The 20,916-nt window shown below is 44.1% G+C and carries 21 protein-coding genes and 1 pseudogene; 16 read left to right on the top strand and 6 right to left on the bottom strand.

Annotated elements, in window-relative coordinates; genetic code table 11:
• Nucleotides 1-325: 325 nt before the first annotated feature.
• The 3 genes from dnaE to ACH10T_RS00610 all read right to left on the bottom strand — a co-directional run bounded on the left by dnaE (nt 326) and on the right by ACH10T_RS00610 (nt 6,863).
• Entirely contained in the window at nt 326-3,847 is a 3,522-nt protein-coding gene (gene dnaE, locus ACH10T_RS00620; RefSeq protein WP_394807412.1) for a DNA polymerase III subunit alpha, read from the bottom strand.
• 91 nt (nt 3,848-3,938) lie between these two features.
• Entirely contained in the window at nt 3,939-4,958 is a 1,020-nt protein-coding gene (locus tag ACH10T_RS00615) for a YheT family hydrolase (RefSeq protein WP_394807411.1), read from the bottom strand.
• A gap of 159 nt (nt 4,959-5,117) precedes the next feature.
• Nucleotides 5,118-6,863 (bottom strand): methyl-accepting chemotaxis protein, encoded by a 1,746-nt coding sequence (locus ACH10T_RS00610; RefSeq protein WP_394807410.1) that lies wholly within the window; start codon nt 6,861-6,863, stop codon nt 5,118-5,120.
• Between the two features lie 268 nt (nt 6,864-7,131).
• Between ACH10T_RS00610 and ACH10T_RS00605 the strand changes: the two genes are divergently transcribed.
• The 6 genes from ACH10T_RS00605 to ACH10T_RS00580 are packed head-to-tail and all read left to right on the top strand — an operon-like array spanning nt 7,132 to nt 11,456.
• Nucleotides 7,132-7,275, top strand: a complete 144-nt coding sequence (locus ACH10T_RS00605) for a hypothetical protein (RefSeq protein WP_394807409.1) — start codon at nt 7,132-7,134, stop codon at nt 7,273-7,275.
• The gene (locus ACH10T_RS00600) at nt 7,272-8,204 is read left to right on the top strand and encodes a PAS domain-containing protein (RefSeq protein WP_394807408.1); all 933 of its coding nucleotides are present in this window, start codon (nt 7,272-7,274) and stop codon (nt 8,202-8,204) included. Before ACH10T_RS00605 ends, ACH10T_RS00600 begins: the two co-directional genes overlap by 4 nt.
• 6 nt (nt 8,205-8,210) lie before the next feature.
• Nucleotides 8,211-8,912, top strand: a complete 702-nt coding sequence (locus ACH10T_RS00595; protein WP_394807407.1) for an ATP-binding protein — start codon at nt 8,211-8,213, stop codon at nt 8,910-8,912.
• A gap of 8 nt (nt 8,913-8,920) precedes the next feature.
• Complete coding sequence (locus tag ACH10T_RS00590) at nt 8,921-9,367, top strand: response regulator (protein WP_394807406.1); 447 nt, start codon at nt 8,921-8,923, stop codon at nt 9,365-9,367.
• A 6-nt stretch (nt 9,368-9,373) separates the two neighbouring features.
• Nucleotides 9,374-10,831, top strand: coding sequence for a response regulator (locus tag ACH10T_RS00585; RefSeq protein ID WP_394807405.1), 1,458 nt, complete (start codon nt 9,374-9,376; stop codon nt 10,829-10,831).
• Nucleotides 10,824-11,456 (top strand): response regulator, encoded by a 633-nt coding sequence (locus tag ACH10T_RS00580; protein WP_394807404.1) that lies wholly within the window; start codon nt 10,824-10,826, stop codon nt 11,454-11,456. Before ACH10T_RS00585 ends, ACH10T_RS00580 begins: the two co-directional genes overlap by 8 nt.
• A 20-nt stretch (nt 11,457-11,476) precedes the next feature.
• On the opposite strand, the gene ACH10T_RS00575 is transcribed toward ACH10T_RS00580, so the two are convergent.
• Nucleotides 11,477-12,112, bottom strand: coding sequence for an alpha/beta hydrolase (locus tag ACH10T_RS00575; protein ID WP_394807403.1), 636 nt, complete (start codon nt 12,110-12,112; stop codon nt 11,477-11,479).
• A 21-nt stretch (nt 12,113-12,133) separates the two neighbouring features.
• A complete protein-coding gene (locus tag ACH10T_RS00570; RefSeq protein ID WP_394807402.1) occupies nt 12,134-12,442 on the bottom strand; it encodes a (2Fe-2S) ferredoxin domain-containing protein in 309 nt (102 codons plus the stop codon).
• 348 nt (nt 12,443-12,790) lie between these two features.
• Between ACH10T_RS00570 and ACH10T_RS00565 the strand changes: the two genes are divergently transcribed.
• Together ACH10T_RS00565 and ACH10T_RS00560 are read left to right on the top strand one after the other, a co-directional pair.
• On the top strand, nt 12,791-12,922 hold the full coding sequence (locus ACH10T_RS00565) for a hypothetical protein (protein WP_394807401.1): 132 nt from the start codon (nt 12,791-12,793) through the stop codon (nt 12,920-12,922).
• A 101-nt stretch (nt 12,923-13,023) separates the two neighbouring features.
• A pseudogene (locus ACH10T_RS00560) lies at nt 13,024-13,549 on the top strand (hypothetical protein); the annotation flags it as partial.
• A gap of 183 nt (nt 13,550-13,732) precedes the next feature.
• Here ACH10T_RS00560 and ACH10T_RS00555 read toward each other — a convergent pair.
• A complete protein-coding gene (locus ACH10T_RS00555) occupies nt 13,733-14,125 on the bottom strand; it encodes a hypothetical protein (RefSeq protein ID WP_394807400.1) in 393 nt (130 codons plus the stop codon).
• 394 nt (nt 14,126-14,519) lie between these two features.
• Between ACH10T_RS00555 and ACH10T_RS00550 the strand changes: the two genes are divergently transcribed.
• The 8 genes from ACH10T_RS00550 (at nt 14,520) to ubiB (ending at nt 20,516) form a co-directional block, all read left to right on the top strand.
• Nucleotides 14,520-15,128 (top strand): LemA family protein, encoded by a 609-nt coding sequence (locus ACH10T_RS00550; protein ID WP_394807399.1) that lies wholly within the window; start codon nt 14,520-14,522, stop codon nt 15,126-15,128.
• A gap of 65 nt (nt 15,129-15,193) precedes the next feature.
• Complete coding sequence (locus ACH10T_RS00545) at nt 15,194-16,090, top strand: TPM domain-containing protein (RefSeq protein WP_394807398.1); 897 nt, start codon at nt 15,194-15,196, stop codon at nt 16,088-16,090.
• Nucleotides 16,091-16,594, top strand: a complete 504-nt coding sequence (locus tag ACH10T_RS00540; protein ID WP_394807397.1) for a TPM domain-containing protein — start codon at nt 16,091-16,093, stop codon at nt 16,592-16,594.
• 173 nt (nt 16,595-16,767) lie between these two features.
• Entirely contained in the window at nt 16,768-16,968 is a 201-nt protein-coding gene (locus tag ACH10T_RS00535) for a hypothetical protein (protein WP_394807396.1), read from the top strand.
• Between the two features lie 194 nt (nt 16,969-17,162).
• Complete coding sequence (locus ACH10T_RS00530; protein ID WP_394807395.1) at nt 17,163-18,017, top strand: Hsp33 family molecular chaperone HslO; 855 nt, start codon at nt 17,163-17,165, stop codon at nt 18,015-18,017.
• Nucleotides 17,992-18,201, top strand: coding sequence for a hypothetical protein (locus ACH10T_RS00525; protein WP_394807394.1), 210 nt, complete (start codon nt 17,992-17,994; stop codon nt 18,199-18,201). Before ACH10T_RS00530 ends, ACH10T_RS00525 begins: the two co-directional genes overlap by 26 nt.
• Nucleotides 18,202-18,276: 75 nt before the next feature.
• A complete protein-coding gene (locus ACH10T_RS00520; RefSeq protein ID WP_394807393.1) occupies nt 18,277-18,879 on the top strand; it encodes an SCP2 domain-containing protein in 603 nt (200 codons plus the stop codon).
• A gap of 122 nt (nt 18,880-19,001) precedes the next feature.
• On the top strand, nt 19,002-20,516 hold the full coding sequence (ubiB, locus tag ACH10T_RS00515) for a ubiquinone biosynthesis regulatory protein kinase UbiB (protein WP_394807392.1): 1,515 nt from the start codon (nt 19,002-19,004) through the stop codon (nt 20,514-20,516).
• Nucleotides 20,517-20,916 lie beyond the last annotated feature (400 nt).

Below are 20,916 nucleotides of genomic sequence, written 5' to 3'. Positions count from 1 at the left end.
AGATTTCGTGTATTGGAATAGAAGACGAATGCAGGAAAATCGTTAAGAAGTGTATTTTTTGAATTACTGTCAATAACACCTAACATAGCCTGGCTGCATCGGTGCTGGTGGATTAACACTTAGTGAATATGGTAACATAGCATCTACTATACGCTAAAGCTATGTACATATATCTTCTGTATGGCTATGTCTGTGCGGTACCGAGCATATGTAAACTTATGGGAGAAATAAATGCTTTTCTCAAAGATTCTAGTAGTAAATGGAACAGCTAGTGCATTGAACAGAATGGGAACCAAAGGAATCAATCATGATTGATTCTTAATGTTCAGTACACAATCTCAATATTCTCTGCTTTAAAGTGAGCGGTTAACGATTGCAACAAATCATCGTGCAGATTAACCCGCCAATCATTTCCCAATTCAAGCTCGCCACTGGCAAAGTCATTGTGATAGATGACAGCGACCGGGCAGGCTGGGTGATTATTATTGCCGGATAAGCCGGATTTCTGAATTTGATTGGCGAAGGGTGCCAGCAATGTTTTGAGATTGGAAACCTGGCTGAGTGTCGAGGGGTCGCAATGAATCCTGATTTGTTTGGCAAAGCGCGAGCGTATTCCGGCGAAATTATAGAGCTGTTCGGCGGTAATTCTGAGTTCGTCGCCTTCTTCGCCATTGTATCCACGGTTACTGACTTTCGCTTCGGCGATTAGCAGTTGGTCTTCTTTTAACCACGCGCGATTGGCATCGAATAATTCGCTGAAAATAACCAATTCAACACGCGTTTTGCCATCGTCCAGATTGATGACGCCCATTCTGCCGCGGCGCGTCATTTGCACGCGGATGGAATGGATGATTCCGGCGAGCAGTTGTGGTTCGCGGCTTGGACTCAGCCGATCCAGCCGGGTACGGATGAATCGTTTTAGCTCTGCGGCGTAAGTATCAAATGGGTGCCCGCTAAAATAATAGCCCAGACCGATCTTTTCATGGCGCAGTTTTTCCCGGTCGGACCATGATTCTGCATGAATCAGTTGTGGCTGCATATGGGATTGATCTCCTTCACCACCGAATAAATTGGCCTGACTGGAGGACCGGCTCACTTGTTCGGCGGATTCGATCACCAGACCGACAGAAGCCAACAGGCTGGCACGGTTTGAGTTGATGGCGTCAAATGCACCCACACGGATCAGTGATTCCATTACACGGCGATTGGCGATACGTCGGTCGACACGGTTACAGAAATCGAATAAATCAGTAAACGGCCCGGTTTGTTCGCGCACCCCAATGATCGAGCTAATCGCGGATTCCCCGGTGCCTTTCACCGCACCGATCCCGAAGCGGATGGTTTTGTCGTCCACCGGGATAAAACGGTAGCCGGAACGATTGATGTCCGGCGGCAGTATCGTTAATCCGTTGGCGATGGTGTCCTCAACAAAGGTGTGCACTTTGTCGGTGTCATCCATATCGGCGGACAAACACGCAGCCATGAACTCAGCCGGGGAGTGTGCTTTCAGATAAGCGGTCTGAAAAGCAATCAACGCATACGCGGCGGCATGGGATTTGTTAAAACCGTAACCAGCGAATTTTTCCATCAAGCCGAACAGTTCGGTGGCTTTATCTTTGCTTAAGCCATTGTTGATTGCGCCACTCACGAAAATATCGCGTTGTTGCGCCATTTCCTCAACTTTCTTCTTGCCCATCGCGCGACGCAATAAATCAGCACTGCCGAGACTGTAGCCACCGATCACTTGCGCAATCTGCATGACCTGTTCCTGATAAATCATGATCCCATACGTTGGACCCAGAATCGGTTCTAGGCGGGGATCGAGATAATCTATCGTTTTCTTGCCGTGCTTGCGGTCAATAAATTCTGGAATCAGATCCATCGGACCGGGGCGGTACAACGCAACCAGCGCGATGATATCTTCAAAACAATCCGGTTTTGCTTTCTGCAATAAATCGATCATGCCGCGCGATTCAAACTGGAAGATGCCGACCGCATTGCCTTTTCGCATCAGCGCGTAGGTGCGCTCATCCTCAAGTGGCAGTGTTTCCAATGAAAAAGGCTGGGCTGTGGGGTCAATTTCAGTAGAAGACTCGGTTCTTTTGCGCGATTGCCGGATATAGCCAACGGCGCGATCCAGTGTGGTTAGCGTGCGTAATCCAAGAAAGTCGAATTTGACCAAACCAACTTTCTCAACATCATCCTTATCCAACTGGCTGACGACCGAATCACCGGATTCCGTACAATAGATCGGGCAAAAATCCGTGATTTCGCCGGAAGCGATCAATACACCGCCGGCATGCATGCCGACATTGCGCGTGATGCCTTCCAGGCTTTCCGCCAATTCGAGCAAATTGCGTACATCTTCTTCCTCCTCGGCGCGTTGATTGAGTTGCGGCTCGATTTGGCGCGCTTTTTTTAACGTCATACCAATCTCAAAAGGGATCAGTTTGGCGAGCTGATCGACAAAGTTATACGGTAGATCCAGTACCCGGCCGATATCGCGAATCACTGCTTTGGCCGCCATCGTGCCAAACGTGACGATTTGGGAAACTTTTTCCGTGCCGTAGCGTTGCTTCACGTATTCGATGACCAATTCGCGCCGGTCTTGGCAGAAATCGATATCAAAATCGGGCATGGATACGCGTTCCGGATTCAGAAAGCGCTCAAACAGTAAATCATAACGTAATGGGTCGAGATCAGTAATTCCCAATGAATAGGCTACTAATGAGCCAGCTCCGGAGCCGCGCCCGGGACCGACCGGCACATTGTTGTGCTTAGCCCAGTTGATGAAATCGGCAACGATCAAGAAATAACCGGCAAACCCCATCTGGACAATGGTATTCACTTCAAACTCAAGGCGCGATTGATACTTGAGCATTTTGTCATTGCGCAAGGTTTCATCCGGAAACAGGCTGACCATACGTTGTGCCAGACCGGTTGCAGCCTGGTCGAGTAAATATTGCTCCAGACTCTCATTATTCGGTGTGGGAAACAAAGGCAGCCGGTTTATACCCAGTTCCAATACCAAATTACAACGCTTGGCAATTTCTATCGAATTCACCAATGCGCTGGGAATATCGGCAAACAGTTGGGCTATCTCGGCTTGTGACTTGAAATATTGCTGTTCCGTAAAATTTTTCGGGCGGCGCTTGTCATCCAAGGTATGACCTTCTGCGATACAAACCCGCGCTTCATGCGCCCGGTAATCTTCTGCGTTCAGAAATTGTATTGATTGCGTGGCAACGACAGGCAGATTGAATTTTTTGGCCAATACCAGCGATTGCTGGACCAGCATGATCTCATTGGCATGGCCATCCCGCTGGATTTCAATATAAAATCGATCAGGAAACAAAGCAGCCCATTTTTGCGTCAGAATTTCCGCTTGTTGCAGATTATTTTGCAACATGGACAATCCGATGTCACCAAAGCGGGCGCCTGATAAAGCGATTAATCCTTGCGTACCCGATTCATTTGAATGCAACCATGATTCCTTGATCTCGGCTCTGCCATGATACTGGTTTTCCCGGTAGGCGCGTGATAACAGGCGGGATAACAGCAGATATCCAGCGTGCGATTGGCATAGCAGCAAAAGCCGGATCGCCTTGTTGCGATCGGATTCATTGGTGATCCAGACATCACAGCCGAATATCGGTTTGATGCCATTTTTATAGGCACTTTGGTAAAATTTGACCAGACCGAAAAAATTGGAGAGGTCAGTCAGTGCCAATGCGGGCATTTGGTCGGCCACTGCTTTGGCAACAACCTCGGGAATACGGATGGTACTATCCAGAATGGAGTATTCGCTGTGCAATCGCAAATGGATAAAAGCGGGGCTGGTTGGCATGAAGTTACAATTCGAGTCTGCGGAAACTCTGAAATTAATACAATCGAGCGCTATTCTACATTATGTTGAAATCACCAGAGCTTTTTAAAATTTAGGATCGTTCGCGCTCGCTTTGCTGACATTGGTAGTGAAAGAAACTGAGTATCTTTTGCGGTAGCCAATTCAATTTTCCTGGAAATGGGCCTTGCATGAATCCGACGTGACCGCCTTGCTCCGGAAATTCCAAAGTGACAGCGGGGGATACCGCTTGTTGAACTGGCAGTGCCGATGCTGGCATGAACGGATCATTCCGCGCATTAATCAACAGAGTGGGGACTTTGATATGTCCGAGCCATTGTTTGCTGCTTGACTGTCGCCAATAATCATCGGTATCGAGAAAACCATGCAAGGGCGCCGTGACCAGATTGTCAAAATCATAAATTGATGCACATCTTTTGAGCGCTTGGGCGTCAAATAAGCCAGGAAACTGCTCCAGTTTTTCAAATGCTTTGGTCTTGAGCGTTGTTAGGAAATGACGGGTATACACTTGATTGAATCCGTTATCCAAAGCTGTGCCGGCAGCAGCCAGATCGAGCGGAACGGATACCGCAGCAACCCCTGCCACGAGTTCTTTTGCTTGTTCCCCTTTTTCACCCAGCCATTTCAATAGCGCATTGCCGCCCAAGGAGACACCCATCACATAAACGGGTTGCGTTGCACATGCCGCCGGCATCTGATTGATAACACGCCGCAACATCCAGTCGATTTCAGCGGAATCGCCGGCGTGATAGGCGCGCGCCAATCGGTTGGGTACCCCGGAACATCCGCGGAAATGGATAACGGCGCTACGCCAGTGGTAAGTTCTCAGGCTATTAATCATACTCAAAATATAATGACTGGATGAGTCGCCTTCGAGTCCATGGAAGAATATTACTAAAGGCGAATCGGCAGATTCGTCCATCCAATCCACATCGATAAAATCACCATCATTCAGCTCCCAGCGTTCGCGCCGGTACATGAACAGCTGCGCGGGCTTATTAAAATAAGGATAAAGTGTTTGTATATTTCCGCCGGGTAGCCAGGATGGCGCTGTATAACGTTCTGTGTATAAAGGAATGGTGCTTTCAGACATATTTGCTATTTTTCACTGAGACATCCGGGTTATTTTTAGGTATTCAATTGCCGTCAATAGACTAATTTACGTAGATTCTAATATAAAAATGGCCAGCTATTTTTGCTGGCCATTTTAATTGAGATTTAAGGTGCATCAGAGAATGGTTATGATTCCTTACTAAAATTCATTCCATTGGTTACTGTTATCGCCGACAGCAATTTTACTTCTTTTCTTTAAATGACTGTTGTTATTGTGAAGATTGCTTCTTACCGTTAATCCAGTTTTTTCTGCGGTTCTTTTGTCGTTCAACTGAACTACGGCTGCTGGATGTTTTGCAGTATTCTGTGCAACATTGAATATGGAAATGGCGCCGACTAACTCGTGCGCCTGCTGTTCCAACGAAGCGGCGGCAGCGGCTGCCTGTTCTACCAACGCTGCATTTTGTTGTGTGACTTCATCCATTTGCGTTACCGCTTGATTGACTTGTTCGATACCGGTGCTTTGTTCTTTGGAGGCTGAAGTGATGTCTGACATGATTTCAGTCACATGTTTAATAGACCCAACTATTTCATCCATTGTTTTACCTGCCCGATTAACTAATGCGGTGCCTTCATCAACTTTTTGTACAGAATCATCAATTAATGTTTTAATTTCCTTAGCTGCTGTGGCGCTGCGTTGCGCGAGGTTACGAACTTCTGTTGCTACGACCGCAAATCCACGACCTTGCTCACCAGCGCGAGCTGCTTCAACGGCTGCATTGAGTGCCAGGATATTTGTTTGGAAGGCAATGCCATCAATGACATTAATGATGTCTGCGATCTTTTTTGAGCTTTCACTGATTGACGACATCGTGGTGACAACTTCTTTCATCATGATTCCGCCTTTGGCGGTAATGTCACTGGCTGTCAAGGCGAGTTGATTGGCACTGACAGAGTTATCCGTGTTCTGACGCACGGCTGAGGTTAATTCTTCCATGCTTGAGGCTGTTTCTTCTAGCGAAGATGCTTGCTCCTCTGTGCGTTGTGATAAATCCAGATTACCGGAAGCAATTTCCCCTGTTGCCTGGCGCACGGATAGGGCGTTTTTTTGCACATCCAGCACCGTGGCTCTCAGGTTGATTCCCGTCTGAATGAGTGCTTTTAATAATTCACCAAATTCATCGTTACGGTTAATGGAAAATTGATGCGTTAAATCTCCGGCGGCCAGTTTGTTTGCAATATCAGTTGCTTGTTCTAGTGGAGACAGTGTATTTCTTATCATACTAAAAGCAAGATAGAACATCACAGCTACGCCGGTTAAAGTTATTCCGGCAATCATGCTGCTCAGTGATGCGGGAATCTGGGCTTGTGTAAGACCCCACCAGCCAATACCACCGGCAGTCAATAAAAATAAAGCGGGAATGGCCATGAAAAGGGCAATTCGTTTACGAATGGTCATTTTAAAAAGTGCAGAGAATTTTCCAATCAAGTCAGTGCGTATCACCTGACCTTTCTCAATCTTCAGGTTGGGTGCTTTGCCTTCCAGAATTTTGTGATAGATCGGTGCAGCTTGCTCAATGACTGCACGAGGGGCCTTGGTGCGAACTGATAAATAACCGGTGATTTTCCCATTTTCCAGCAAGGGGGTTGCATTTGCATTGATCCAGTAGAAATCGCCATTCTTACGGCGATTCTTAACCAATCCTGTCCAGGGTAAACCCTGTTTCAACGTGTTCCATAGATCCTCAAATGCTTCGGGGGGCATATCCGGATGACGCACAACATTATGCGCTTTACCGATCAATTCTTCTTCGGAGAAACCGCTGACTTCAATAAAGGTTGGATTAATATAAGTGATTCTTCCCTTCGTATCGGTGGTTGATACGATTAACGTATCTTCGGTAATGGGATATTCTGTATTGGTAACTGGAAGATTTACTCTCATATTGTATCCTTTCATAATTTATCAAAATTGAAGTTGAGTTTTACGGCATACGAGTAATTATGTTTTGTCGGTAAATTCTTATTTGAAAATAGGAAATCATGTATTCCAATATAAGAAACTAAGCCAAAAAATTGTAGGAACTATTTTTCTGCGATTGTGCCGGATATATATGTGTGAATTTCGAGTTAATCTCAGTTCGAAATGATCAGCGTTCACGGAGTCAAATTGAAGAACAATCAGAATATTCCTATGGTTTTAAATGGTTCAGATGGATATTATTGAAGTTACAATTTCTTTTGGCATAAGCATCAGAACAGAAGTAGGTAGCTATCAATCAATCAATCAATCAATCAATCAAGACATCCATGAGAAACAGGCACATAAACGTGATCCTCGATTAAAAGCAAAATGAGCTTACATAAAGAATCCGGCTGGATTAAGAAATTTACTCGCGATAAGTTTTTGGATCCGGCAAAAAATCCATTAGGGGATCCTGGCGGAAAGTCGAATCCAAGAATCACAGCGCACAAAGCGCAGTTCATTTCCAACCCGGTGCTTGATAGAGACAATCTTTCAAGTGTGAATGAGACTGAAACGCACGAGAAATTGAATAAATTGGCATGCTTATATGAAATTTCACGTGACATGCTGACTATTCGTTCTATTGATGATTTATGTCAAAAACTCATTGAACATATGGGATTAGCATGGCGCTGCTCGGGTGACTTTTTTCCTTTCATCGAAATTGATAATCAATGCTTTACATCCAAGGAATTTGTGCACGTTTTAGAACATCAGTTTTCTGCCCCAGTCATTGTTAGGGAAAAGGTTCGCGGACAAGTCTGCGTTTTTTATGAAGATAGCAATCTAATACGGTGGTCGCAAGATGAGGATTCTGTATTTCTACAAAATATAGCCAATGATCTCGGCTTATGGCTGGAACAAAAACAGCTTGTTGATGGACAAACAGCTTCGTTTAGCGAAGTCAGAATGATTGAAAGGGTGCTTGATGAGCATTCCATCATAGCAATAACCAACAGACAGGGAAAAATAAAATATGCTAATCAAAAATTTTGCTCTGTTTCGAAATACTCCAGCGAAGAATTAATCGGGCAAGATCATCGAATTATTAGCTCTGGTTATCATTCCAAAGAATTTATACGTAACTTATGGACTACCATTGCGAAGGATGAAACCTGGAAGGGGGAAATCAAGAATCGCGCTAAGGATGGTACTTATTACTGGGTTGATACCACAATTGTTCCATGTCTCGATCATGCCGGCTCTCCGTATCAATATGTTGCAATACGCACCGAGGTGACGGAATACAAGCGATTGTAACAAAAGATGGAGGAGCAAGTAGCTGAATTAGCGCGTTCTAACGATGAGCTCGAGCAATTTGCGTATGTCGTTACGCACGACTTGCAAGAGCCGCTCCGTACGATTGGCAGCTTTGTTCAGTTACTGAAGAAATACTGTAACGACCAATTGGATGAGCGCGCAAATGACTTAATCTCGCACGTGATAGACGGTACAAGTCGCATGCAGATGCTGATTGATGATCTGTTAACTTATGCACAAGTCAATGCGAGTCAAACCCCGAAAGAAATAGATTGTGAATGTTTATTAAACAATGTCCTGGCTGATTTGTCTGTCACGAGTGGCGAGTGTAACGCGATAATCACTCATGATAAGCTTCCCGTGGTTAGAGGTATTCCTTTTCAGCTTATTCAATTATTTAGCAATTTAATCAATAATGCATTTAAATTTCAAAGAGAGCAGCCACCACGAATACATGTCGGTGTGGAAGAGAATCTGGATGAATGGGTTTTTTCGGTGAGCGATAACGGAATTGGTATAGAAGCACAATATTTAGAGCGGATTTTCCGGGTATTTAAACGGTTGCATAGCCGTAGAGAATATGCAGGTACGGGTATCGGTTTGGCAATTTGTAAGAAAGTTGTCGAACATCACGGGGGGAGCATATGGGTCAAATCAGAACCTAATATAGGCTCCTCATTTTATTTTTCAATTCCAAAAATTAATTAAGTACTGTGATGCGCTATAAAAATAATACTCATCCCAGCGTAATTCTGATGATTGATGACAATCCTACAGATGTCTTGTTGATTAAAGAGGCTTTTGCATTCTGTGAAGCGGGTAGTGAAGTTTATGTGGCAGAAGATGGCGTGTATGCATTAGAGTTTCTAAAGCAACAAGGCCAAAATATTCACGCACCTCGTCCAGATCTCATCTTGCTGGATTTAAATATGCCGAGAAAAAATGGACTCGAAGTTTTGGCGGAATTGAAAGCGGATTCTGAATTAAATAGCATTCCTGTCATTGTCTATACATCTTCGGTGGCAAAGGAAGATATCAAAGCTGCCTATAATAGTCATGCGAATGGCTATATTAGAAAATCGGTGGATTTTGATGAATGTATAAAAACAGCAAAATCAATTAAAGATTTCTGGTTTTCTACTGCAATATTATATGAGCCATAATCTGCCATGACCCCGACTAAGACTCATATTTTATTAATTGAAGATAATGAAACTGACGCAATACTTGTGCAAAGTGACTTACAACATGCGATGGGCGATCAGATTTCTGTGGTTCATACGGAACGATTAGATTCTGCGCTGCAATTAATTCAACAGCAGTCATTTGATCTCATCTTGTCGGATCTTACGCTACCCGATAGCGATGGAATTACAACGATTAATCGATTGCGTGAAAGCGCTGCCAGTATACCTATCGCAGTTTTATCTTTCAGGGATGATGAGAAACTTGCAATCAAAGCGATTAAAGCCGGTGCGCAGGATTATCTCGTTAAGGGAAGTTTGACCGAGGGTGTTCTGGCGCGGGTTATTCGTTATTCAATCGAAAGAAAGCGCATAGAGGAGAGTAACCGGAAAGCACAAAAACGGTTTCAGACTATCTTTGAAAAAGCACCTCTGGGCATTGCGTTGATTGATTTGTCAACGGGAAAATATTACGATGTAAATCCAAAGTATGCATTCATTGTCGGAAGGCGTGTGGATGAACTTCTTGGTATCAATCAGGCGGATATTCTTCATTTGGATGATGTATCCTCCTACCGGAATGATATCGAGAAATTCGTTAATCATCAGTCGTATGATTGCAAGCTAGCAAAAAGAGTCCTGCGCCCGGATATGTCCATTATCTGGATTGAAATTTCTATCGTGCCGTTTGAGATCATGGGTAATGGGGAAGTATGCCATTTATGTATGATTGAAGACATTACAGAAAGTAAGCGGATGATCGAAAATCTCCGCCAGTTAACGACACATTTGCGGGATGTCAGGGAAGAAGAAAGAACCCGGATTGGCCGAGAAATACACGATGTTCTGGGTGGAACCTTAACTGTTCTGAAGATGGATCTGGATTGGCTTTCAAAGAAAATAAGTGCGAATCCAATGCATGAGCGGATCAGATCGCTTTATGAATTAACGGGTGAAGCCATCGAAACAGCACGAAGGGTTTCAATGAATCTGCGTCCCAATGTACTGGACAATTTAGGATTGTATGGTGCCATTGAATGGCAAATACGTGAATTTGAGCAACGTACCAATATTCGATGCGCATTAGAATCAACGATATCAAGCTTATCTTTTAATAATAAGAACTTTGAAACCAGTATTTTTAGAATTATACAGGAAGTGTTTATCAATATAGTCCGGCACTCACAAGCTACCAGAGTCGATATTGAGCTCTCTGAAGATGAGGATGATATTTTGATTGCCATTAAAGATAATGGTATCGGGATCACCGAATCACAAATGCTGAATCCTGAGTCATTTGGAATAATCGGCATGAATGAGCGGATACAGCAATTCGGCGGTAAACTGGAAATAACTGGTACACCTTCACAGGGTAGTGTTGTCACACTTAAAATACCGCTTACCATTGCAACAACAAATGTTGGGGAATTAATCAATGATTAAAGTTCTGATTGCAGATGACCATGCGTTATTTCGTGACGGACTTAAACGAATTATCAATGAAACAGACGATATCGATGTTGTTGCGGAAGCCATTGATGGAAAGGATATTTTAAAGAAGGCGAAGGAATGCGATTGGGATGTTGCGCTGTTGGATATTAATTTGCCCGATAGCAATGGGCTGGATATTCTGAAAAAAATGTTATCAGCGAATGCTGCTTCACGTGTTCTGGTTTTAAGCATGTACCCGGAAGAAGAATACGCGATTCGGGCAATTCGTTCCGGAGCATCTGGGTATTTGACGAAAGATAGCCCGACCGATCAGCTCATTAGTGTGATTCGCCGACTTGCCAAGGGAGGGAAGTATGTAAATCCTGAACTGGCAGAGAAGCTTTTGTTTAATCCTGTCTCAGATTCGGAGAATTTGACACATACGTCATTCTCAGACCGGGAGTTCCATGTTTTTAAACTCATTGTTTCCGGGGAATCTTTAACATCCATCGCCAATAAACTGTCACTCAGTGTTAAAACAGTCAGTACTTATCGATCGCGTATTCTGGAAAAAATGAACATGAAGAATAATGCGCAATTGGTCAAGTATGCGATTCAACACCGGCTGGTTGAATGAGATCGTATGCAATAGCTGCATTATATTTGCGGGGAAAAGGATTGTAATATCACCTGTTTGAGTAATGCCAGTTTTCCATGAAAGAAATGTTCCGCGCCGGGTATGAAAACAATGGGTTGAGATTTAGGAGTTGCCCATGCCAGTAAATCGTCTGGTATTACGATATCATCTTGATCACCTTGAATAATCAAAGCTAACTTCGTTGCTTCCGGGACTGCCGGTGCATTTAAGTTAACAACCGATGGCGCAACCAGAATGAGAAATTCTGGAACCAGTTGCTCAGCAGCATGTAACTGAATTGCGCCACCAAATGAGAAGCCTGCCAGGAGCAGCGGCAGATCCGCTGAATGCGCATTGAATTGATCGCGGATTGTTTGCGTGACAGCCATGACATCCTCTATCTCGCCGATGCCATGATCAAAAGTACCTTCGCTTTTGCCCACGCCACGAAAATTAAATTTAGCCGCGATAAATCCAAGCGCTAACAAGGTAGTAAATAATGTATGAATAACCTTGTTATCCATTGTTCCGCCATGTAACGGATGCGGATGTGCGATGATGGCAATTCCTTTCGGAAAGGATTCTGGTTCCCCCAGAATGACCTCAAGTTTTCCAGCAGGCCCATCAATGAAAAATTTTTGCGTAACAGCAGACAAGTTTCTTACCTTAAAAGTGGATCAAATTTTCAGGCGCTCAACGATATTGCCTTTAATCAGATGTTCATCGATGATTTCATCGATGTCGTCTTTATCGATATAGGTGTACCAGGTTTCATCGGGATAAATGACGATGATTGGCCCTTCCTCGCAACGGTCGAGACAACCGGCATTATTGATACGGATTTTTTTCTTGCCATTCAACTGTAACGATTTAATCCGCTGCTTGGCGTAGTCACGCAACTCCTGAGCGCAGAAATTGTTACAACATTTGGCGTCGCCTTCGCGTTGATTGGTGCAGAAAAAGACATGATATTGATAATAGCTCATAGGTACTCGATAAAAAATTGATAGACCATTAGTTTAGCGTGATTTGACCGCTGTCCAAATGCGGCTGAATATCTGGCATTGTTTGTGATTTAAGTTCGTGATCATTTCCAGACGGAATAACATATCCTCATCTGAGAATATTACTTGATTCTTCACCAGTTCTGTCTGGATGAACGGTTTCGCTACTATGTTTGGATTGTCTGATCCAATCAGCTTGATCAGCTCAGCGGAATTTTTGCCACCCAGCATACCTCATTCGAAGATAAGGAGGGTGTCTCGGATATCGATTTTGCAACATTAAAAGTCGAGAAAAAATTAATCGAACAAGATTATGAAGATGTGCCAGGGGTGTTCAGGGTAAAATTTCTGGGATTACTGGATAACAGCGACGTGACCATGGAAAAAATGGATACCCGTTTAGCCATCACTTTTAACACCAGTTATCAGCAATTGTGCGAGCTGATTTTTAAAGCCGATTGATCACTTCCTTATGCCTTACGACATGCAATTTACGGTCAGTGACACAAAAGGAAGTTTAGGCGTGGCTATGATACTGTTTTTGCTTGGTCGATCGAGCGTAGCGGATTCACCAGCAGCAACCGAAAGACAAAAACAAACGCTACGCACTGCATGCCCCGGAAGTCGAATGCATCGGCAAGGGCAGATTTTACTCAAAAACGCAGGATCAACGCCAAAGCAGGTCATTGTTGATCTTGGATTTCGCGGGGTGGATGCTGATAATCCAGAAGTGGAAATCATCCATCGCGGCAAGTACAAATCACTGACAATGCCGCAGCGGCGCTGGCTCAAACGTCGACAGGCCGTGGAGCCTGCGATTGGACATCTAAAATCGGATCACCGAATGGATCGCTGCTGGTTACAGGGCAAATTGGGAGATGCGCTGCACGCTGTGCTGTGTGCAATAGGCTGCAACCTGCGCTGTGGCTGATGAGGGCAGTACTCCGCTTGGAGCTAAAGGGTGTTTTATTACGCCTTGCGTTGCTTCAGTTGATCAACCGCTTCCGCGCAAAACAACCATATATTGGCGAAGCTTGCTTGCATACAAAGCCACCACCACGGTTAAGTGAATTTTGCAGAGCTGACTAAATTAGATATGACTCAGAAGTAGGTAGTTAAATAGAAATAACTTGATGAGAAAATAGAAAGCTAAATACTTTCTTCTCAGCAATTTATAACGGAAACAGTGTGCTTCTAAAAAGACAATCCATTATTTGTACTAACTGTTTGGGGCCAGTTATCAAGTAACCGTTAACTAGCCCCGATTAGGGTCTACACAAAAATACCCGTAAGTTTTGCTAACAATCCATTAATCATGGGTTGAAACACGCCCAAGAAATTATTCAACTGTAGAACGCCGACAATAAGAATCATTAAACCACCAGCAATAATTCCATATTTAAGACCTAACACAAAATTGGCTGATGCTGGCGCACGCGTGTAGGTCTGATTGGAGAATGCCAAAAATATTCTTAATATACCAAGCAATACGCCTGTAGCGACACAACCAAAGAATAAATGTAATGCACAAAGAACTCTTTTGGTCAAATCCGCATCTGCAAGCTCAATGCTTGAAAAGCGAAGACAAACAATAATTACAAAGAGCAGAATGAGGGAGTTCCAAAAACCTCCAAATCTCATTCTCATCTCACTTTCCATACTCATAAAATCTCTCCCTTTTAAATTAAAACTGTATAAAGTAAAAAAATCGCCATGTGCACAACATCATAAAACTTGTTTAATCTATACCCTTAAGCTCTCAAAATAAGCGTATGCGTACTCAAGTTGATGATAATCTTATATCCAGCCTGCTCAGAGCCTGATAATTAAAATCAAATCAATTTTGATTATTATCATTGTATGCAGCCTATTTATTTTACAGAACTTATATAAAAATAAATGAATTAAAAAAACATATTCTTCATATCACACAACGTACCGAAAAAATATGTAATGATGAGGGATGCTTTTTTATTATAAAACAATAATCTAATGTTCTTGAAAATACCATTTACATCTCTATTTAATAAATAATTGTGATTCTTATCAGGAGAAGCTTATGCGCAACTTGCTATTGATCGTGGCGATTCTCTGTACTTTTTCTTTGAGCGGCTGTGGCTACAATACGCTTCAATCAACGGATGAACAGATTAAGGCCAGCTGGGCAGAAGTGTTGAATCAGTACAAGCGGCGAGCTGACTTGATTCCCAATCTGGTTAATACGGTAAAGGGATTTGCTTCCCAGGAAAAGGATGTATTGCTGGGAGTAACCAACGCCCGCTCCAGGGTTGGCGGTATTCAAGCAACACCCGAGCTGATTAATGATGCGGAAGCATTCTCAAAATTCCAGAATGCTCAGGGAGAATTGTCTAGTGCCCTTTCAAGGCTGTTAGTAGTGGTAGAAAATTATCCGGAGTTAAAATCGGATGCTAATTTTCGGGACTTGCAGGCACAATTGGAAGGCACTGAGAACCGCATTACTGTGGCCCGCAACCGTTATATTAAAGCAGTGCAAGAATATAATATCGTGGTACGTTCTTTTCCCAGTAATCTGACGGCGATGCTATTTGGTTTTCATACAAAACTCAGTTTCACGGTAGAAAATGAGCAAGAAATTTCCTCTGCTCCCAAGGTTGATTTTAATGCTCCCAATCCGGCAACAAAATAAAGGCACCCTTTATATGAATACCCAGTTTCAATGCTTCCTTTAAAGTTTAATCAGAGAGCAACATGATGCCTGCCAAAATGACCCAGACTTGGGTAAAAATCCTGGCGCTTGCCGTTTTACTTCTTGCCGCCACACTCTCCAGAGCAGAGGTAGCGATTCCATTGCTCAAGTCACATGTAATCGATCTGACTGCGACACTATCCGTTAGTGAAGTCACACAGCTGGAACAAAAATTAGCGGCATTCGAGAAAGCAAAAGGCAGTCAGGTTGCTGTGTTGATAGTACCCACCACGCAGCCCGAAACCATTGAACAATATGCACTGCGGGTTGCTGAAACTTGGAAATTAGGTCGTAAAGGAGTTGATAATGGCGTACTGTTGCTCATTGCTAAAAATGACAGAACACTACGCATCGAAGTCGGTTATGGTATGGAGGGGGTATTGCCTGACGCAATGGCAAAACGGATCATCGCAGAAATTATCGTGCCGCAATTTAAAGAAGGGAACTTTGTCGCCGGCATTGATGCGGGCATCGATGCGATTTTAAGCTTACTTAAAGGAGAATCACTTCCACTACCATCAACCAAAAACGGCCCCGAAAACTCTTCCGGCATGCACATCCTTCTTGATAATTTCATTCCCCTTTTAATCGGATTTATTGTACTCGGAAGAATTCTGCAAGCACTACTAGGACGTCTTGTCGGAGCTGCTATAACGAGTATCGGTCTGGGATTCATTGGCTGGTTGTTTTTTTCCTCGATCGTTGCAGCCATACTCATCGCCGTTGTTATATTCTTATTGAGCCTTTTTCAGAATACAGGCAGTGGAATCTATAGAAACGGACGTAGTAGCTGGTCAGGTAATGGTTTCAGGAATGGTGGTTTTGGAAGCGGTAGTTCTGGGGGAAGCTTTAGTGGAGGCGGAGGTGGCTTTGGTGGTGGCGGCGCATCGGGGAGATGGTAAATGAATTGCGCCCGCATTGTCCGTCATCTTTTAACCGGAAAACTCGCATTGCATCGCATATTCCCCGCAGCTTCGCTGAGTACTATTGAACAAGCTATCCAACAGTCGGAAATCAACCATGGTGGTCAAATTTGTTTTGCCGTGGAAGCTGCACTCGATACAATTCCTCTCTTCAAAAACCAAACAGCGCGGGAGCGGGCAATTGAAGTATTTTCACAATTACGAATATGGGACACCGAACACAACAATGGCGTATTGATTTATTTGCTGCTTGCCGACCATGACGTAGAAATCATTGCGGATCGCGGTATCCATACCAAAGTTTCCAGTGAGGAATGGGAAGCTATTTGCCATACGATGGAAATCGCATTCCAGAGACAGCAATTTGAAGCCGGTGTGATTAATGGAATCAACGTGGTTGGTGGTCATTTACGGGAATATTTCCCATCTGGCCCCAATCACAAAGAAAATGAGCTTACTAATAAACCGGTGGTACTAGAATGATAGGGATTTGACTTAAACACTTGTTTTAAAGAATAAATCAATAGTACTCAGCTCATGTTCAAATTACTGTTATTCGAATATGGGAATCCATGGCGTGAGGATGATGCATTAGGATTTTATTGATTGAATACACAAATCGCTTGAAATAAACGGATGTTACTTGTCTCGTTGACATGCAATTACTGATCGAGCATGCTCCCAATTTGGTGGGACTTGATCAGATATTATTTGTTGACACAGATATGACGTGCGACGAACCCTTTGAATTCTTGGCTGTGCATGCCGGAAAAAATAGTCGTTATACCAGCCACACATTAACGCCTGACGCATTACTGCTTATTCGTGGCTATCATTTTGAACTGGGGATCCATTAAGTGCACGATCAAGTGTAATTTCAGAAACAGCAATCAAGCGAATACAAAAATGGCATTTACAACACGTATGAAAAATCCGATTCCACGCCAGCAGCCGGATAACAGCATCATTGCGTTAGGTTAAGCATGGGTAGCTCTAAGCTATAATAATACCAACTGTATTTTCGATTGATCAATTCATCCGAGGCTTATAAATGAGTAATTACGTACAGCGCTTCCTTCTGGAAAACCTGGACATCCGGGGTGCAGTGGTGCATCTTGATTCGGTCTGGCAACAAATGTTATCGGGCCGTAATTACCCGCAACCCGTAACCCAATTACTGGGAGAAATGAGCGCAGTCACGTTACTCCTAGGTGAAAACCTCAAGCAAGCCGGGCGCCTAACCGTCCAAATGAATGGCAGTGGCCCGGTTTCCATGCTGGTCATCGACTGTAATGACAGCTTGCACATACGCGGCATGGTCAAATGTGCGCAAAATATCGAAGTGCAGCCACTACCCGATTTACTCGGACATGGACAACTGCTACTGACCTTGGATATGCCCTCCATGCGCGAATCCTACCAAAGTATCGTACCGCTCGATGGCGACAACATCGCTGAACTGTTTGAACATTATTTCAAACAATCCGAACAACTGCCTTCACGCCTTTTTCTGATCACCACAAACACTGCCATTTTCGGTTTACTGTTACAAAAACTACCTGCCGCCGATCAACAAGATTCCGATGGCTGGACTCGTGCCGAAGCTCTGGCAGCAACAGTCCACGACCAGATGCTATTTGATCTGACTGCGGAAGAAATACTGACTCGACTGTTTTACGAAGAAACCATACGTATCTTTGACGCACAAACTATCCAATATGGTTGCGAGGAAAACCCGGCTAGAATTTATGCCATGCTGCACGCTTTGGGACGAGAGGAAGTTTATTCAATTCTGCAAGAATTTGGCGAAGTCGTTGTCAGTGATGATATCTGTAACCGCGAATACCGCCTAGATGCATTGGCGATTGATGCCATCTTCTGTGAAGCCAATCCAACTATTCATTGAGTTAGCCATCGCGTTGAAGCAGGCAGAAATGATCGCCGATGCACTGGCACGGCCTGTACCGGGCAAGCAGACATGCAGAGGTATAACTGACTCAAATTATAGTGTTATACTCGCAAGCCTGTTGCATGCTTGGAAGGAACGGCTGATTCAGTATCTGAGGTTAAATTCCGGCACACATGGGTAATACCGGACACCCCCAAAAAATAGGTTCAACTATTTCTTCTATTCCTGTTATTACAATCTTCAAACCGAAAATATAATGCTGAAATCTGTTGTGACCACACCCATCAATCATGTTCTACGCGGAGAGAACTGGGCATGCCAACGATTGCAATCTTTTACCGGGAAGACAGTGTGTATCCGGATACCGCCTCTGGTTAATTTCAGTCTGCTGATTGATGCGGAGGGTGAGGTACAACAAGTGAATAGTAGTGAAATGGATGCTGATACGACACTCACGCTATCACCGTTGGCTCTGCCCCAGCTACTTGCGCGGGAATCCAGCGCGCTCGAGCAGATAGAAATCATCGGCGATCAATTGCTTGCTGATGAATTAATCAATATTGGCAAGCAACTTAATTTGAACGCGGTCTTTGAGCATGATCTGAGCACAGCCATTGGCGATATACCGGCACATCGCATCACACAAGCCGGCGAACATCTGCTGCACTGGCAGGTAGAAAATGTTCACCGCATTGCTCAAGCATTAGCCGAATACTGGACAGAAGAAAATCGTTTTTTGACAAAACCAGCGACTGTCGATCAGTTCAACGAAGAAATAAAGGATTTGCAGCATAGCACCAAGCAACTGGAACAACGTCTAAAACGATTAACTCAGCAAAGCACCTTAGCGAGTGAATAATTGAACGCGACATATCTTTTCTCTCAAAGTGTAGAACCAATGAATACTTGTCGACAAATAAACATGTGCTGTTTTAACTGAGTCCCTTAGGCTCTCCGCTCGTTACCAAATTTAGATAATCCATGCGCCTATTTCGCCTTTTAAAAATACTACACATTGCCTTCAAATTCGGATTAGACGAATTTGTTCTGAGCCATAGCCGGTTGCAATTTTTACGAGTGACTGTCAAAATGTTAACTTTCTGGCGAAACTTGGACAAACCGCGTGGAGAAAGATTACGGCTGGCTTTGGAAACATTGGGACCTATCTTTGTTAAATTCGGTCAAATGTTGTCTACCCGGCGCGATCTTTTACCCCGTGATATTGCTGATGAATTAGCCAAGCTTCAAGATCAGGTTCCACCTTTCTCTTCAGAAGTTGTCATATCATCATTGGAAAAAGTATATGGCAAGAAGATCAGTGAAATATTCCTTAAGTTTGATGAAACACCCGAAGCCAGCGCATCGGTAGCACAAGTCCATTTTGCCGTGCTACATGATGGCACCGAAGCGGCGGTAAAAATATTACGTCCTAACCTAGCGCCGATCATTATGCACGACGTTGCACTGATGGATACCGGCGCATGGTTAGCTGAAGCGCTTTGGATGGACGGAAAGCGTTTGAAATTACGCCAAGTTGTCTCGGAGTTTGCCCGGCACTTGGACGATGAACTGGATTTAATGCGTGAAGCGGCTAATTGCAGCCAGTTACGCCGTAATTTTCTCGACTCTCCCCTATTATTTGTCCCTGAAGTCTACTGGGATTACTGCCGCAGCAGTGTGATGGTCATGGAACGCGTCAAAGGCACGCCGATCAGCCATGTCGATACGTTGCGCGAACAAGGTATTGATATCCCGCAACTGGCGCGTGTCGGCGTTGAAATATTCTTTACGCAGGTGTTCAGAGATGGCTATTTCCATGCCGACATGCATCCGGGAAATATTTTTGTTGGCGCAACTGGCCAGTATATCGCGGTTGATTTTGGCATTATGGGAACACTCAGCGATGAAGACAAAAATTATCTGGCACAAAACTTTCTGGCTTTTTTCCGCCGTGATTATGGACGAGTTGCGCAGGCACACGTGGAGGCTGGATGGGCACCCAAAGATACCCGGGTAGACGATTTTGAATCCGCCATACGCGCTGTCTGTGAACCGATTTTTGACAAACCGTTGAAAGAAATTTCTTTCGGACGAGTCCTGCTGCAGTTATTTCAAGCGTCACGGCAATTTAATGTAGAAATCCAGCCACAATTGGTTTTACTGCAAAAAACACTGCTGAATATCGAGGGACTTGGCCGTGATCTGGATCCCGATCTGGATCTGTGGAAAACAGCCAAGCCCTTTTTAGAGAACTGGATGGCCGAACAACTCGGTTTCCGCGGATTAGCCAGCCGGATACAAAAAGAAGCCCCCAATTGGGCAATCATCCTGCCGGAATTTCCCCGCCTGATCCATCAGGCGCTTGCTGAAAATCGCAATGATATGCTGGAAAGAAAAATGACTGATCTGGTCATCGAAGAGAAGCGTCAGAACCGCTTGTTGGCACTCATCGCTATCTTATTGGCTGGATTGCTGGCTTGGCAAATATTCCAGTAATTTACAAATTGCACACCTATTTCTGGGTAAATTTAAGAACCTGACAGCGGTCCTTAATTCTTTATTCGGAACCTGACAACGAAGTTCCATAGGCATTTATTAATTAATGACGGGACCGTTCTTTAGTTAGAGCATACTCAGAAATTCAGCGGTCAGATATGCGCTGCCAAGTAAGAATTTTGGTTTTAGATTAATTGGCAGGCACGCGCAAACCCAATTTCTCTGGGCATGCACTTTTTTGTCACCCAAAATGCTATTTTGGCAGCAAGATTCCTCAGGCAAATAAAAACCCGCACCTGAATTGAATCGCCCCGGATTTTCCGGAGACATGTTTTCTTGAGTCAAGTTGCATCAGCTGACTCTTCCTGTTCGCGATAATACGCCTTTTCAAATTCTGCCG

Source organism: Nitrosomonas sp. (genome assembly GCF_043753625.1).
Lineage (GTDB): Bacteria > Pseudomonadota > Gammaproteobacteria > Burkholderiales > Nitrosomonadaceae > Nitrosomonas.
The sequence above is the reverse complement of the archived record's forward strand: the minus strand, read 5'-3'. Positions and strand labels throughout refer to the sequence as shown.

Bases quoted from the DNA above. Each gene is read 5' to 3' on its own strand.
- dnaE (WP_394807412.1), bottom strand. From the start codon at position 3,847: ATGCCAACCAGCCCCGCTTTTATCCATTTGCGATTGCACAGCGAATAC.
- ACH10T_RS00615 (WP_394807411.1), bottom strand. From the start codon at position 4,958: ATGTCTGAAAGCACCATTCCTTTATACACAGAACGTTATACAGCGCCA.
- ACH10T_RS00610 (WP_394807410.1), bottom strand. From the start codon at position 6,863: ATGAGAGTAAATCTTCCAGTTACCAATACAGAATATCCCATTACCGAA.
- ACH10T_RS00605 (WP_394807409.1), top strand. From the start codon at position 7,132: ATGGATATTATTGAAGTTACAATTTCTTTTGGCATAAGCATCAGAACA.
- ACH10T_RS00600 (WP_394807408.1), top strand. From the start codon at position 7,272: ATGAGCTTACATAAAGAATCCGGCTGGATTAAGAAATTTACTCGCGAT.
- ACH10T_RS00595 (WP_394807407.1), top strand. From the start codon at position 8,211: ATGGAGGAGCAAGTAGCTGAATTAGCGCGTTCTAACGATGAGCTCGAG.
- ACH10T_RS00590 (WP_394807406.1), top strand. From the start codon at position 8,921: ATGCGCTATAAAAATAATACTCATCCCAGCGTAATTCTGATGATTGAT.
- ACH10T_RS00585 (WP_394807405.1), top strand. From the start codon at position 9,374: ATGACCCCGACTAAGACTCATATTTTATTAATTGAAGATAATGAAACT.
- ACH10T_RS00580 (WP_394807404.1), top strand. From the start codon at position 10,824: ATGATTAAAGTTCTGATTGCAGATGACCATGCGTTATTTCGTGACGGA.
- ACH10T_RS00570 (WP_394807402.1), bottom strand. From the start codon at position 12,442: ATGAGCTATTATCAATATCATGTCTTTTTCTGCACCAATCAACGCGAA.
- ACH10T_RS00555 (WP_394807400.1), bottom strand. From the start codon at position 14,125: ATGAGTATGGAAAGTGAGATGAGAATGAGATTTGGAGGTTTTTGGAAC.
- ACH10T_RS00550 (WP_394807399.1), top strand. From the start codon at position 14,520: ATGCGCAACTTGCTATTGATCGTGGCGATTCTCTGTACTTTTTCTTTG.
- ACH10T_RS00545 (WP_394807398.1), top strand. From the start codon at position 15,194: ATGCCTGCCAAAATGACCCAGACTTGGGTAAAAATCCTGGCGCTTGCC.
- ACH10T_RS00540 (WP_394807397.1), top strand. From the start codon at position 16,091: ATGAATTGCGCCCGCATTGTCCGTCATCTTTTAACCGGAAAACTCGCA.
- ACH10T_RS00535 (WP_394807396.1), top strand. From the start codon at position 16,768: ATGCAATTACTGATCGAGCATGCTCCCAATTTGGTGGGACTTGATCAG.
- ACH10T_RS00530 (WP_394807395.1), top strand. From the start codon at position 17,163: ATGAGTAATTACGTACAGCGCTTCCTTCTGGAAAACCTGGACATCCGG.
- ACH10T_RS00520 (WP_394807393.1), top strand. From the start codon at position 18,277: ATGCTGAAATCTGTTGTGACCACACCCATCAATCATGTTCTACGCGGA.
- ubiB (WP_394807392.1), top strand. From the start codon at position 19,002: ATGCGCCTATTTCGCCTTTTAAAAATACTACACATTGCCTTCAAATTC.